At 69.8% G+C, this 14,326-nt stretch carries 12 protein-coding genes; 3 read left to right on the top strand and 9 right to left on the bottom strand.

What is annotated here, in order from left to right:
- Positions 1-9: 9 nt before the first annotated feature.
- The 8 genes from GEV27_RS04905 to GEV27_RS04870 all read right to left on the bottom strand — a co-directional run bounded on the left by GEV27_RS04905 (position 10) and on the right by GEV27_RS04870 (position 7,910).
- Positions 10-936 carry a Ppx/GppA phosphatase family protein gene (locus GEV27_RS04905; RefSeq protein WP_153933591.1) on the bottom strand — a complete coding sequence of 309 codons (927 nt, stop codon included), beginning with the start codon at positions 934-936 and terminating at the stop codon, positions 10-12.
- 32 nt (positions 937-968) lie between these two features.
- Complete coding sequence (locus GEV27_RS04900; protein WP_153933590.1) at positions 969-2,303, bottom strand: cation:dicarboxylate symporter family transporter; 1,335 nt, start codon at positions 2,301-2,303, stop codon at positions 969-971.
- 84 nt (positions 2,304-2,387) lie between these two features.
- Positions 2,388-2,909: a DUF501 domain-containing protein gene (locus GEV27_RS04895; protein WP_309222035.1), complete on the bottom strand. Its 522-nt coding sequence runs from the start codon at positions 2,907-2,909 to the stop codon at positions 2,388-2,390.
- Entirely contained in the window at positions 2,906-3,340 is a 435-nt protein-coding gene (locus GEV27_RS04890; protein ID WP_194944130.1) for a septum formation initiator family protein, read from the bottom strand. The genes GEV27_RS04895 and GEV27_RS04890 overlap by 4 nt, the downstream gene beginning before the upstream one ends.
- A gap of 141 nt (positions 3,341-3,481) precedes the next feature.
- The gene (eno, locus tag GEV27_RS04885) at positions 3,482-4,759 is read right to left on the bottom strand and encodes a phosphopyruvate hydratase (protein ID WP_153653895.1); all 1,278 of its coding nucleotides are present in this window, start codon (positions 4,757-4,759) and stop codon (positions 3,482-3,484) included.
- A gap of 39 nt (positions 4,760-4,798) precedes the next feature.
- The gene (locus GEV27_RS04880) at positions 4,799-5,722 is read right to left on the bottom strand and encodes a MazG family protein (protein ID WP_153933589.1); all 924 of its coding nucleotides are present in this window, start codon (positions 5,720-5,722) and stop codon (positions 4,799-4,801) included.
- Positions 5,722-6,375, bottom strand: coding sequence for a hypothetical protein (locus tag GEV27_RS04875; protein WP_153933588.1), 654 nt, complete (start codon positions 6,373-6,375; stop codon positions 5,722-5,724). Before GEV27_RS04875 ends, GEV27_RS04880 begins: the two co-directional genes overlap by 1 nt.
- 23 nt (positions 6,376-6,398) lie before the next feature.
- Positions 6,399-7,910 carry an APC family permease gene (locus tag GEV27_RS04870; RefSeq protein ID WP_153653901.1) on the bottom strand — a complete coding sequence of 504 codons (1,512 nt, stop codon included), beginning with the start codon at positions 7,908-7,910 and terminating at the stop codon, positions 6,399-6,401.
- A gap of 197 nt (positions 7,911-8,107) precedes the next feature.
- Here GEV27_RS04870 and GEV27_RS04865 point away from each other — a divergent pair, with 197 nt between their 5' ends.
- From GEV27_RS04865 to GEV27_RS04855, 3 genes are read left to right on the top strand one after another with little or no spacing between them, the layout of a single operon-like run.
- Positions 8,108-9,403: an HNH endonuclease signature motif containing protein gene (locus GEV27_RS04865; RefSeq protein WP_153933587.1), complete on the top strand. Its 1,296-nt coding sequence runs from the start codon at positions 8,108-8,110 to the stop codon at positions 9,401-9,403.
- 15 nt (positions 9,404-9,418) lie between these two features.
- On the top strand, positions 9,419-9,979 hold the full coding sequence (locus GEV27_RS04860; RefSeq protein ID WP_153910189.1) for a 1-acyl-sn-glycerol-3-phosphate acyltransferase: 561 nt from the start codon (positions 9,419-9,421) through the stop codon (positions 9,977-9,979).
- Positions 9,980-9,981: 2 nt separating this feature from the next.
- The gene (locus tag GEV27_RS04855; RefSeq protein ID WP_153910188.1) at positions 9,982-10,719 is read left to right on the top strand and encodes a hypothetical protein; all 738 of its coding nucleotides are present in this window, start codon (positions 9,982-9,984) and stop codon (positions 10,717-10,719) included.
- Positions 10,720-10,749: 30 nt separating this feature from the next.
- On the opposite strand, the gene mfd is transcribed toward GEV27_RS04855, so the two are convergent.
- Positions 10,750-14,274, bottom strand: coding sequence for a transcription-repair coupling factor (gene mfd, locus GEV27_RS04850; protein WP_153653909.1), 3,525 nt, complete (start codon positions 14,272-14,274; stop codon positions 10,750-10,752).
- Positions 14,275-14,326 lie beyond the last annotated feature (52 nt).

The following is a 14,326-nucleotide window of genomic DNA, read 5'->3' as shown; positions in this document are numbered from 1 at the left end:
GAGCACCCGTCAGGAGACCATGTCCCACGCGATGCCGTCGAGGATGTCGTGCTCGCTGACCACCAGCGTGTCGGTCTCCAGGGGCAGCAGCTCGATCAGTCGGTCCAGGATCAGTGCGCCGCCGCCGATGACGTCGGCTCGGCCCGGGTGCATGAACGGCAGGGCGCGCCGGTCCGCGACGGACATGCCGACGAGCGACAGGCACGCGGCCTGCACGTCCTCCAGGGCCAGCTTCGCGCCGTGAATGATCGCCGAGTCGTACGACGGCAGGCCCAGCGAGTGCGCGGCGACGGTCGTGATGGTGCCGGCCACCCCCACGAACGAGCTGATCGGGGCGAGGCCCGCGAGCACGGGACGGAAGACGTCGTCGAGGTGGGTCATGCAGTCGGCGACCTCGTTGACGCGTGCGGGGTCACCTGCGAGGAACCGCTCGGTCAGCCGCACGGATCCCACGTCGAGCGACACCGACCACTCGATCTCGTCGGCCGTGCCGACCACGAGCTCGGTCGATCCACCCCCGATGTCCACCACGAGGGTCCGCACCTGCTCCAGGTCGCGGGTCGCCCCGAGGAAGGACGCGCGGGCCTCGTCGACACCCGCGAGCACCACCGGTCGTACGCCGAGGATGCCCTCGACCGCGTCCTCGAGCTCGGCACCGTTGTCGGCGTCGCGCATCGCGGACGTCGCACAGAACCTGATGTCCGAGACGCCGAACATCGCGATGAGCTCGGCGTACTCGCGCGTGGCCTGCAGCGTACGCGCGACGGCCTCGTCGGCGAGGTGCCCTGTGCGGTCCACTCCCTCCCCCAGCCTGACGACGCGCATCTCGCGCAGCAGGTCGGTCTTGGTCTCCCCGTCGATGTCGCTGACCAGGAGGCGGATGGAGTTGGTGCCACAGTCGATCGCCGCAACGCGGCGACGGGAGTCGGCAGGCATGGCGATGATCGTATCGGCTGCCGCGGGAGGCGTCAGGCAGGCGTCACCTCGCGCTGCTCCTCCTCGTCCGGTGAGTCCAGCATCGTCGCCTCGTCGAAGGGCCGTTCCCCCGCCAGCACGGCATCGAGCTGGGCCCGGTCGAGCGAGCCGGTCCAGTGACCCACGAGCACGGTCGCGATGCTGTTGCCCGCGAAGTTCGTCAGAGCCCGCGCCTCGGACATGAACCGGTCGATCCCGACGATCAGGCCGACGCCCTCGACCAGGTCGGGTCGGTGGGAGTTGAGGCCGCCGGCCAGGGTGGCCAGGCCCGCGCCCGAGACGCCGGCGGCTCCCTTCGAGGCGATAATCATGAAGATCAGCAGCGAGATCTGCTCGCCGATCGACAGCGGGTCACCCATCGCCTCCGCCACGAACAGCGAGGCCATCGTGAGGTAGATCGCGGTGCCGTCGAGGTTGAACGAGTAGCCGGTCGGCACCACGACCCCGACCGTCGTGCGGTCGACGCCCGCATGCTCCATCTTGGCGATCAGCCGCGGGAGCGCAGACTCCGAGGACGACGTCGAGACGATCAGCAGGAACTCGCGGCCGAGATACCTGAGCAGGGAGAACACGCTGACGCCGGAGGCGACCCGCAGCAGCGTCCCGAGGATGCCGAAGACGAACAGGACGCAGGTGATGTAGAACGCGATCATCACCATGGCGAGGCTCTTGAGCGCGTCCACGCCCGTGGCCCCGACGACCGCCGCCATCGCACCGAAGGCGCCGATCGGCGCGAGCCACATGATCATCGCGAGGATCCGGAACACGACCCTCTGGATGTGCTCGATGCCCGTGAGGACGGGTTGGCCGGCCGAGCCCATGGCCTGCAGCGCGAAGCCGAACAGCAGCGCGACGAAGAGGGTCTGCAGGACCTCGCCGGACGTCAGGGCCGAGACCAGGGTGTCGGGGACGATGCCGAGGACGAAGTCCCAGCCGCTCTCCTTCTCCCCCACCTGCTCGGAGCCTGCGGACCGCAGCTCGTCAGTGAGGTTCAGGCCCTCGCCGGGCTTGATCAGGTTGCCGACGACCAGGCCGATCGCCAGGGCGAACGTGGACATCGTGATGAAGTAGCCGAGCGCGAGACCGCCGACCTTGCCGACCTGCGCCGCGCTCGCGACCGAACCGACCCCGAGGACGATCGTGCAGAAGATGACCGGCGAGATCATCATCTTGACCAGGTTGACGAACAGGTCACCCAGGGGCTGCAGCTTGACTGCGAAGTCCGGGACGACGATGCCGAGGGTGATGCCGGCGACGACCGCCACGATCACGCCGATGTAGAGGTAGTGGCTGCGATCCTTGCGGACCTTGGGCGTGCTGCTGCTCATGGACGCTCCCGGGGACGTGACGGGGGTCACAGCCCCCCGACTGCCCCCATCCTCACCCGGATGGGGCAGGGGCGCACGTGCAGATCAGCCGGCGGCGGGATCGGGGTCGGGCTCGACCCAGTCCGCGGCACACGGGGTGCCTTCCCACCACGCGCCGAGCAGCTCGATCGTCTCGTCGCCCAGCGGGTTGACCCCGGGGCCCTTCGCGAGCGAGTGGGCCACCAGGACGTGCAGGCACTTGACGCGGGTCGGCATGCCGCCGGCCGAGATGCCCGCGATCTCCGGGACGTGGCCGAGGGCCTCGCGCTCGGCGAGGTACGACTCGTGGGCGCGCGCGTAGTGCGCCGCGAGCTCTGGGTCGTCGGCGATGCGCTGGGTCATCTCGCGCATGAGACCCGACGCCTCGAGCGTGCCGATCTCGCCCGCGAGGCGCGGGCACGTGAGGTAGAACATCGTCGGGAACGGGGTGCCGTCGTCGAGGCGCGGCTCGGTCTTGACGACGTTGGGGTGCCCCGAGGGGCAGCGCGACATGATCTCGAGAATGCCCCGCGGGGGGCGGCCGAGCTGCTCGGCGACGGCATCGAGGTCGGTCTGGGCGACGTTCACTGGTCCTTCAGCACCTTGTCCGGGTCGGGGGTCGTGGTGGGGCGCGGCTTCGGGTCCTTGCCGGACTCCTTGACGCTTCCCCAGAGCTTGTCGTACCACTGCGGCTGCTCGGCCTCGGGCGGGGCGTCGAGGGTCGGGACGTCCGCACCCTGCACCTTGCCGTCGCTGCCGATCACGCGATAGCCCACCTCACCGGGCGAGACCCAGCCGAAGCGTTCCTTGGCCTGCTGCTTGACGTACGCGGGATCGTTCCAACGTTGCTTCTGGTCCTTGAGCTCGGCGATGTCGTCGCGGGTCGAGGCGATCTGCGCGCGCGTCTGCTGGATCTCGCCTCGCTGCTGCCACCACGCGTGCAGCGTCGAGGTGTAGGACGCGAGCAGCAGCAGCACGACTGCGAGCAGCACGATCGCGCGCGTGGTCAGCCGCGGCACGGACGCCGCGGAGATGCCCGGCCGCGACGGCGACTCGGGCCGGTCGGCCGGACGCGCACCCCGCTGCCCGGTCGGCTTCCCCGTGGGTGCTCCCCCACGAGGCGGCCGACCGGGACCGCGAGGTGAACGTGCGGCCATGGGTCAGAGCGCCAGCCGCGGGAACGCGGACGCGCCGGCGTACGTCGCCGACGAGCCGAGGAGCTCCTCGATGCGGAGCAGCTGGTTGTACTTCGCGACCCGGTCGGACCGGGCCGGGGCGCCGGTCTTGATCTGGCCACAGTTGGTCGCGACGGCGAGGTCGGCGATCGTGGTGTCCTCGGTCTCGCCCGAGCGGTGGCTCATCATGCACGCGAAGCCGTGACGGTGGGCGAGGTCGACGGAGTCCAGCGTCTCGGTGAGCGAGCCGATCTGGTTGACCTTGACGAGCAGCGCATTGGCCGCGCCCTCCTCGATGCCGCGGGTCAGGCGCTCGACGTTCGTGACGAACAGGTCGTCACCGACGATCTGGACGTCGTCGCCGATCGTCTCGGTCAGCGTCGCCCACCCGGACCAGTCGTCCTCGTCCAGCGGGTCCTCGATCGAGACGATCGGGAAGTCCGCGGCCAGCTGCGCGTAGTAGGCCGACATCTCCTCGGCCGACTTCTGCGCACCCTCGAACGCGTAGGCGCCGTCGGTGAAGAACTCCGACGCGGCGACGTCGAGCGCCATCGCGATGTCGGTGCCGACCCGCAGGCCGGCCTTCTCGATCGCGACCGAGATGAGCTCGAGCGCGGCCCGGTTGGAGTCGAGGTTGGGGGCGAAGCCGCCCTCGTCGCCGAGGCCCGTCGAGAGCCCGCGCTCGTTGAGCACCGACTTCAGCGCGTGGTAGACCTCGGCGCCGTGACGCAACGCCTCGGAGAACGACTCGGCACCGATCGGGGCGATCATGAACTCCTGGACGTCCACGTTGGAGTCCGCGTGCGAGCCGCCGTTGAGGATGTTCATCATCGGCACCGGCAGCACGTGGGCGTTGGGGCCGCCGACGTAGCGGAACAGCGGCAGCTTGGCCGACTCGGCGGCGGCGCGGGCCGTGGCCAGCGAGACGCCGAGGATCGCGTTGGCGCCGAGGGTGGCCTTGTTGGCCGTGCCGTCGAGGTCCAGCATCGCCTGGTCGAGCGCGCGCTGGTCGTCGGCGTCGAAGCCCACCAGGGCCGGGCCGATGCGGTCGTTGACGCCCGCGACGGCCTTGAGCACGCCCTTGCCGAGGTAGCGCGATCCGCCGTCCCTGAGCTCGACGGCCTCGAAGGCCCCGGTCGACGCGCCGGAGGGCACCGCCGCGCGGCCGATCGTGCCGTCGTCGAGGGCGACTTCGACCTCGACGGTCGGGTTGCCCCGTGAATCCAGAATTTCCCGTGCGCCGACGGCGTCGATGCGTGCCAAGAGACCGCTCCTCTGAGTGAAAGAACCTGCGTGGACAGCCTAGTCCCGCGGCGCCTGCACTCCGACCCGCCTCGCCCGGGGGTCCTGGACGAGCCGGCGCACGGCCTGGCGCAGCGTCTCCTCGGCGTCCAGGCCCTGCGCACGCGCCTCGGCCACGAGCGCGAGCAGGCGCGACCCGAGATCGTCGCCCGACACGTCGACGTCACCCAGGCGACCGATGATCTTGTCGGCGTACGCCAAAGCGGGCAGCGTCGCGGGGACGCCCTCGAGGGGCGAGGACCGCTGCTTCTCGCTGGCCTTGAGCCGCTGCCAGGCGGCGTCGACCTCCTCCGGCGTGCTCGCCGCTCCGTCCGCGAAGACGTGGGGGCTGCGACGGATCAGCTTGGCCGTGATGCCCGCCGCGACGTCGTCGATGTCCCAGCCGCCGCCCTCCTCGGCCGATTCCTCGGCCGCGATCCGCGCGTGGAACACGATCTGCATCAGGAGATCGCCGAGCTCCTCGCGCAGGTGCTCGCCGTCGCCGCTGTCGAGGGCCTCGAGCGTCTCGTGCGCCTCCTCCAGCAGGTAGTGGCTGAGGCTCGCGTGCGTCTGCCGGCTCGTCCACGGGCACTCCCGCCGCAGCCGGTCCATGACCTCGACGACGTCCAGCAGGGCCGAGCCCGGCAAGTCGTACGAGCCGAACACCACCTCGACCGACTCCTCGTCCGGTGCGGAGCCGCCCATCAGGTCGTCCGCAACCGCTCGGGCCCAGGCGGCATCACCCACGGGGGCGATCCACACCGTGCCCGGGTCGAGCGACGGCGTCCCCGGCGTGACCTCGACGGCCACCCCGGAGGCGATGACAGCCCGCACGTGCGGTCCGTCCTCGGCTGCGCGCACGACGGTCGCCGCCCGCAGCGCGTCCCACGCCGCGAGCGTGAGGATGCCCGGCGCGACGCGCGGGCTGAGGACCAGGATCTGCATCAGGAGCAGCGCTGCGTGTCCGGGAGCTCCTCGGCCGGCGTGGCCTCGAGATCCACCGGCGCCACCGAGATCGAGCCGGTGTCCGCACGGACCTGTCCGGACGAACTCAGGCCGAAGCGCGGCGCGAACTTCACGTCCTCGTCCGCGAACGCCTTGGTGATCTCGTCGCGGCCGATCTGGAGCAGCTGCTGCTGATTGGCGTCCGACGGGGCCTGACCGGTCCGCTTGGCAGCCAGGGCGATCGCGATCACCGAGACCTTGTTGTCCTCCTCGATGGCCCTCGCGAGCTCGTCGACGTTCGCGTTGGGGAACGCCTTGGCGAGCTGGTCGCGCATGCTGGGCGTGACCTCCCAGGCACTGGGCCTGACGTCGAGGTCCTCCCGCTTGGCCAGGTCCTCCGCCACGACCGAGGTCGCGAGGGCCACGACCGCCTGACGACGGATGTCGGCGTTGCTGATCGCCTGGACCGCACCTCCCTGCTGCTGCGCCGCGTTGAGGGTGAGCGTGCAGTACGCCTGCGCGGTCTCGTCGAGCGTCTTCATCGAGATCGTCTTCCCGTCCACGACCGCGGCCGAGCCGGGGTGGACGTTGCCGCACGCGGCGAGCGACAGGCCGGCCACGGCGAGGACGACAGCACGTACGCGAGTGAGCATGGTCACAGACTATCCGCGCGGGGTCACCGGTCGGCGCCGTCCCTCTCGAGAGGGATCTTCGTGTGCAGCTTGGAGTGGTGCCGGCCGTACGCCAGGTAGACGATCAGGCCGAGCGCGAGCCACACCAGGAACCGCAGCCAGGTCTCCACGGCCAGGTTGGTCATCAGCGCGATGCACAGCACGCCCGACACGACCGGGAGCAGCGGCACCTGCGGGGTGCGGAAGGGCCGCTTCATCCGCGGCTTGGTGCGACGGAGCACGACGACGGCCACCGACACGACGAGGAAGGCGAACAGGGTGCCGATCGACACCATCTCGGCGAGCACCGCGAGCGGCACGAATGCGGCCAGGACTGCGACCGCGACGGTCGTCCCGACCGTGATGACGACGGGGGTCTGGTACTTCGGGTGGATCCGGCCGATCGCCGGCGGGAGCAGCCCGTCGCGGCACAGCGCGAAGCCGATGCGGCCCATCGCGACGATGTCGACCAGGATCACCGACGTCAGGCCCGCGACCGCAGCCGTCCCGATGATGATGCTGGCCCAGCCGAGACCCGCCTGGTCGAAGGCGTCGGCGAGCGGCTCACCCGTGCTCAGCCGGGTGTACTTGACCATGCCGGTCAGCACGAAGCAGACGGCGACGTAGAGCACGGTGCAGACGATCAGGGTGCCGATGAGCCCGCGTGGCATGTCCTTGCCGGGGTTCTTGGTCTCCTCGCCGAGGTTGGCGACGGCCTCGAAGCCCGAGTAGGCGAAGAAGACGATCGCCGCCGCCACCAGCACGCCGGTCACGCCGTAGGCCGTCTGGTCGACGCCGGTGACCCACTGCCACAGGGGCTGCTTGAGCCCGCTGGCTCCCTCGACCTTCTCACTCGGGGGGATGTACGGCTTCTGGTTGTCCATGTTCACGTAGAACAGCCCGACCGCGATGATGAACAGGCAGATCGAGACCTTGATGACCACCAGCGAGTTGGTCACCAGCTTTGACTCACGGATGCCCATCGCGGCGACGACGCCCAGGACGAGCACGATGAACACCGCACCGAGGTTGACCACGCTGTCGTCCTCGCCGAAGAACGCCCTCGGCAGGTCGAACACACCTTGCAGGTAGCCCGACCAGCCACGTGCCACGACCGCGGCGCCGAGCGCGAACTCCAGGATCAGGTCCCAGGCGATGATCCAGGCGAAGATCTCGCCGATCGTCGTGTACGCATAGGTGTACGAGCTGCCGGCGGTGGGGACGGCGGCCGCCAGCTCGGCGTAGCAGAGCGCCGCGAGCATCGCCACGATGCCGGCGATGAGGAACGAGATCATGACCGCCGGTCCGGCATTGTCCTTCGCGGCGGTGCCGGTCAGGGTGAAGATGCCCGTACCGATGACGATGCCGATGCCGAATCCCATGAGGTCCCACACCGTCAGTCGGCGGCTCAGCCGGGTGTGGTGGTCATCCCCGGAGGGATCGTCGTCGTTCTGGTGAATGACGTCGTCGACGTCCTTGGTGCGCACCAGGTGCTTGAGCGATCCGCGGATGGGCATGGGGTCGATCGTAGACCGGCAGTTGTCGCCCGCAACTGTAGGCGACGTGGTCCCGGTCACCCCGGCCGGCGATCGTCGGCGAATCGTCAGACACGATTCTCTCTGGAATATCAGTAGAAATCTGCCCCAACACCCTTGCCGAAGACGCGAAGGAGCACTAGAATCGAACATATGTTCTAGCGGCTCTGGAGGCCCCGATGATCGTCGACCAGCTGTTGTCACTGGGTGATGATCTGGCTGCGCTCGAGCCGTGGACGTTGACCGGCGCCGAGGTCAAGCAGGTGTCCCTGTCAATCGTGAGGGCGCGGACGTGCCTGGATGCGGCGCTGTCGCGAGTGGCTGGTTGCGCCGAGGGCATGGGGCTGCCCAAGGACGAGGGAGCGACCTCGACGGCCGCGTGGTTGGCGAACAGCACCGGGATCAGCAAGGGCGAGGCGGCCAAGCTGGTCGCGATGGCGCGGGTCAGCACGTCTGACACCGAGACCACGCGCAAGGCATGGGCGTCAGGCGACCTGTCGACCGACCAGGCCGGCGTGATCATGAAGGCGATCGACGCGCTGCCTGACTGGTGCGGCGACCAGGAGCGGGCCGATGCCGAGGCGCACCTGATCGCGCTTGCTGGCCAGTACTCGCTGGACGACCTCCGGCGGCTGGCCAACCGGGTCCTGGAGGTCATCGATCCCGACGGTGCGGACGAGCATCTCGGGGAGCAGCTGCGCAAGCAGGAGCAAAAGGCCTGGGACGCCACCAAGCTGTCGGTGCGTCGCCGCGGCGACGGGACGACGCACGGAGCGTTCACGATCCCCGACGCGGACGCCGACACCTTGCGAGCCGCGATCGAAGGGATCATCGCCCCGCGCCGGACCGCGGAGAACGCCGACCGGCACGGCCTAGGAGCCGATGACTGGCTGGCGCTGCCACGGGATCAAAAGATGGGCCACGCTTTCGTGGAGCTGATCGATCACCTGCCCACCGGGGCACTCCCCGTCGCAGGTGGTCTCGCTGCCACGGTGGCAGTCACGGTCGACGTCGACGATCTCCGGACGGGGCAGGGCGTCGCGACCAACACCTCGGACACCACGATGTCAGCGACCAAGGCGCAGCGGATGGCCTGCAACGCGCACCTCGTGGCGATGTACCTGGAGAACGGCACCCGCGTCATCGACCACGGCATGACCAAGCGGTTGTACGACCGGCACCAGCGCCTCGCGCTGGCCGTGCGTGACAAGGGCTGCGTGTTCCCGGACTGCGATCGGCCACCGGCCTGGTGCGAGGCCCACCACCTGAGCTTCTGGTCCGAGGGCGGACCGACCGATCTCAAGAACGCAGCCTTGCTGTGCCACTTCCACCACTTCCTGGTCCACGAAGGGGAATGGGAGGCGCGGATGGGCGCCGACGGCATCCCCGAGATCATCCCGCCACCACGCATCGACCCCGACAGACGTCCCAGGCGCCACGCCAGATTCACCCGACAACAGCCCCGTGCCGCATAGCCATAGGGTTGGTCCATGATTCGTCAGCGACTGGCCCGCACGATCGTCCGGCTGATGCGTTACCGCATGGTGGGCGAGGTGCCGCAGACCGGAATCCTGGTCGGCGCGCCCCACACGTCCAACTGGGACTTCGTCACGATGCTGCTCGTGATGTGGCACGGCGGCGCGCACCCGCGGGTGCTGGTCAAGAAGCAGCTGTTCAAGGGACCGCTCGGCTGGCTCATCACGGCGCTCGGCGGCGTGCCGCTCGATCGCGACAACGCCGGGACGGTCGTGCGCGAGCTGGTCGACGAGGCCGGATCGGGCGAGCCGTTCCGGCTGATCCTCGCCGCGGAGGGCACCCGGTCCAAGGGCGAGTACTGGAAGTCCGGCTTCCTGCGCCTGTCGAGGGAGACTGGGCTGCCGATCACGCTCGCCTTCTTCGACCCGCCGACCCGGACCATGGGATTCGGCCCCACGTTCCACGCCTCCGACGACGTCAGCTCCGACATGGACATCGTCCGCGAGTTCTACGCCGACAAGCTCGGCATCAAGCCCAAGAACGCCACTCCCCCGCGCCTGCGCGAAGAGGGTTGACGGTGACGGACGTCGGTCGCAACGAGACGGTTCGCCTCGACGAGGACGACCCGTCCGACACCTTCGCCACCCACAGCGCATTCGCCCTCATGTCGTTCGACCACCTCGAGGCGACGGTTCCCGAGGGGCACTCCACGAGGCACGACCACAGCATCAAGACGATGCCGACGCCGTTCGACCGTACGAACCAGGACGACGCGGACCGGACCCAGGACGACCTGATGATCCAGCTCGCAGGGGCGGTCGACGACCACTGTCTGTCGGTCGTCCTCGACGACTCGACCGTCGAGGTGACCGAGCTGGAGGTCGCCGAGCTCGACGGCTGGATCCGTTCCGCCGCTCTCGACATCGTGCTGGACACCCGAGACAGCTGCGGGATCGACCTGCTGGTCGACGGCGAGCTCACGCCGTTCATCTCCTCATCGGTGCAGGAGGGCCGGCCGTTCGTCGACGTCGGGTGGACCAAGACGAACGTGTACGAAATGAACCGGCACCGGGCGGTCGAGAAGGGCTTCTACGCCGTCCTCAACCTGCAGCACGTCATCTCGCTGTCGGCCAGGGCAAGCCTCTTCTTCACGTCCCACTCGCTCGACCAGGCAACCGAGTACCTCAGCGCGCGCTGCGACGTCGCGTACGCGCCCCGGCTCGATTTCCACCCGGGCGCGGTGCGGGTCGCGCGCGTCGCCTTCGCCGACGAGGCGGCCTGGAGGACTGCCGCGCGCGCGGCTGCGCTCGACTGATCACCAGCCCTCCCCGCCCGCCGGGCGTGCTCAGGCCGCCGGCACGGGCGCCGGGACGAGCGTGTCGATGACGGTGCGGGTCCACTCCAGGAGCTCGCGGCCGACCAGGGGCTTGCCGCCGACCGCCGCCGTCTTGGGCCTCGGGACGAGCGCGACCTCGGCGGCGACCTTGTACGTGCTGCGGGGGTAGACCCGCTGCAGACGCATCTGCGCCGAGTCGGGCAGCTTGAGCGGAGCGAACCGGACGTTGGGACCCGCCGCGGTGACCTCGGTGAGTCCGGCCTCCCGCACGCGTACGCGCAGCCGGGCGACGTCGAGCAGGACGTCGACGGCCTCGGGCGGCTCGCCGTAGCGGTCGACCAGCTCGACCCGGATCTCGTCCACCTCGCGGAGCTCGCGGACGTCAGCGAGACGCTTGTACATCTCGAGGCGCAGGCGCTCGCTGCCCACGTAGTCGTGCGGCAGGTGCGCCTCGATCGGCAGCTCGATCTTGACCTCGCGCTCGGGCTCGGCGTCGCCGCGGAACTCCGCGACGGCCTCACCGACGAGCCGGACGTACAGGTCGAAACCGACGTCCGCGATGTGGCCCGACTGCTCACCGCCGAGCAGGTTGCCCGCGCCGCGGATCTCCAGGTCCTTCATCGCGACCGCCATTCCTCCGCCGAGCTCGGAGTGCTGGGCGATCGTCGCCAGGCGGTCGTGCGCGGTCTCGGTCAGCGGCTTCTCCGGCGGGTACAGGAAGTACGCGTAGGCGCGCTCGCGCGAGCGGCCCACCCGGCCCCGCAGCTGGTGCAGCTGCGACAGACCGAGCGTGTCGGCGCGCTCGATGATCATGGTGTTGGCGTTGGACACGTCAAGACCCGACTCGACGATCGTGGTGCAGACCAGGACGTCGTAGCGCTTCTCCCAGAAGTCGACCATGACCTCCTCGAGCTGGTGCTCGCCCATCTGGCCGTGCGCCGCAGCGACGCGCGCCTCCGGCACGAGCTCCTTGATCCGCGCGACGGCCTTGTCGATGCTCTGCACCCGGTTGTGGATGTAGAACGCCTGCCCCTCGCGCAGCAGCTCGCGGCGGATCGCCGCGATGACCTGGCGGTCCTCGTAGGGACCCACGAACGAGAGCACCGGGTGGCGCTCCTCCGGCGGGGTCGCGATCGTCGACATCTCGCGGATGCCGGTGATCGCCATCTCCAGGGTGCGCGGGATCGGCGTCGCGGACATCGACAACACGTCGACCGCAGCGCGCAGCATCTTCATCGCTTCCTTGTGCTCGACGCCGAACCGCTGCTCCTCATCGACGATCACGAGGCCGAGGTCCTTGATCTTCACGCCGGGCTGCAGCAGCCGGTGCGTGCCGATGACCATGTCGATCGAGCCGTCCGCCAGGCCCGCGAGGGTCTCCTTGGTCTCCTTCTCGGTCTGGAAGCGCGACAGCGGCTTCATCGTGACCGGGAACTGGCCGAACCTCTCGGCGAACGTGGCGAAGTGCTGCTGCACGAGCAGGGTCGTCGGGACCAGCAGGATGACCTGCTTGCCGTCCTGGATCGCCTTGAACGCCGCGCGCACCGCGATCTCGGTCTTGCCGTAGCCGACGTCGCCGCAGACCAGCCGGTCCATCGGGACCGTGCGCTCCATGTCGCGCTTGACCTCGTCGATCGTGATCATCTGGTCGGGCGTCTCGACGAATGCGAACGCGTCCTCGAGCTCGGCCTGCCACGGGGTGTCGGGCCCGAAGGCGTGCCCCTTGGTCGCCTGCCGGGCGGCATAGAGCTTGATGAGCTCGCCGGCGATCTGGCGGACGGCCTTGCGGGCCTTGTTCTTGCGGCTGGTCCAGTCCGAGCCGCCGAGGCGGTCCAGGGACGGCGACTCACCACCGACGTAGCGGCTGATCTGGTCGAGCTGGTCCATCGGCACGAAGAGACGGTCGGCCGGTTGTCCGCGCTTGGACGGCGCGTACTCGATCACGAGGTACTCGCGCGCCGCGCCCTGCACGACCCGCTGCGTCAGCTCGATGTACTTGCCGAGGCCGTGCTGCTCGTGGACCACGAAGTCGCCGGTCCTCAGCTCGAGCGGGTCCACCTGCTTGCGGCGACGGGCCGGCATCTTGCGCTCGGTACGGTCTGCGGTGCGCTGGCCCACCAGGTCGTCGTACGTCATGACCGCCAGCTGCAGCGCCGACGACACGAAGCCGTGCTGGAGCTCGCCGCAGCTGACCTGCACGACGCCCGGCGTGGGCTTGGTGACCTCGTCGTCCAGGGCCGACGCGACGTCGTTCTCGCCCAGCCACTCGCTCGTGCGCTGGGCCTGGCCGTGCCCGGGAGCCACGAAGACCACCCGCATGCCGGCGCCGACCCACTCCTTGATGTCGGCCAGCGCGGCGGCGGTGTCGCCGCGATAGGCAGCGGCGGCCTCCATCTCGACCGCCCGGGTCCCCTCGTCAAGATCGAGGCCGAACGGGGACTGGGTGAACCAGGTGTGCCCAAGGCCCATGGTCTCCTCGCGGACGTCCTCGAGCGAGCGGAACGCCGCCGAGCCGAGGTCGATCGGTGACTCGCCGCCCCCGGCTGCCGCGGCCCAGGAGGCCTGGAGGAACTCCTCGCTCGTCGCGACCAGGTCGGCGGCGCGCGCCTTGATGCGCTCGGGGTCCATCAGCAGGATCGCCGAGCGCTGCGGCAGGAGGTTGACGAACGACTCCATCTCGTCGGTCAGCACGGGGGTCAGCGACTCCATGCCCTCGACCGCGTGGCCCTGGGAGATCTTGGTGAAGATCTCGACCAGGGACGGGTGCTCGATCGCGAGCTGGGCGGCCCGGGCGCGCACCTCGTCGGTCAGCAGCAGCTCGCGGCACGGCGGGGCCCAGACGTGCGTGATCTGCTCGAGGGTCCGCTGGTCCGCCACCGCGAAGCGCCGGATCTCGTCGACCTCGTCGCCGAAGAACTCGATGCGCAGCGGGTGCTCCTCGGTCGGCGGGAACACGTCGATGATGCCGCCTCGCACCGCGAACTCCCCGCGGCGCTCGACCAGGTCGACGCGCGAGTACGCCGCCGCGGCCAGGTCGCGCACGACCTGCTCGAGCTCGACCCGGTCGCCCTGGTGCAGCTCGACCGGGACCAGGTCGGCCAGCCCCTTGACCTGCGGCTGCAGCAGCGAGCGGATCGGCGCGACGACCACGCGCACGGGCCCGGTGCTGGTGTCGGAGTCCAGCGCGGAGGGATCCGTCGGGTGCACGAGGCGGCGCAGCACCGCGAGTCGCCGGCCGACGGTGTCCGAGCGCGGCGAGAGCCGCTCGTGCGGGAGCGTCTCCCACGCCGGGAAGTACACGACCGCGTCGCCGCCCAGCAGCTCACCCAGCTGGGTCGTCAGGTCCTCGGCCTCGCGGGCCGTCGCGGTCACGGCCACCACCGTCGACTGCTGCGCGAGGGCGTGCGCGAGGAAGGGCCGCAGCGGCTCGGGGGCCTGGAGGTGAAGCTCCCGCAGCCCGTCCTGCCGATCGGTCAGGGCCTGCGCGATGGTCGGTTCGGTGGCGACGAGAGTCGCGAGAGGCTGCAGGTTCATGACCAGCCCAATCTACCGTTCAGCGGCAACCGGGCGACCTGGCGTGCCACGA

This window comes from Aeromicrobium sp. S22 (assembly GCF_009661045.1).
GTDB classification, from domain to species: Bacteria; Actinomycetota; Actinomycetes; order Propionibacteriales; family Nocardioidaceae; genus Aeromicrobium; species Aeromicrobium yanjiei.
The sequence above is the reverse complement of the archived record's forward strand: the minus strand, read 5'-3'. Positions and strand labels throughout refer to the sequence as shown.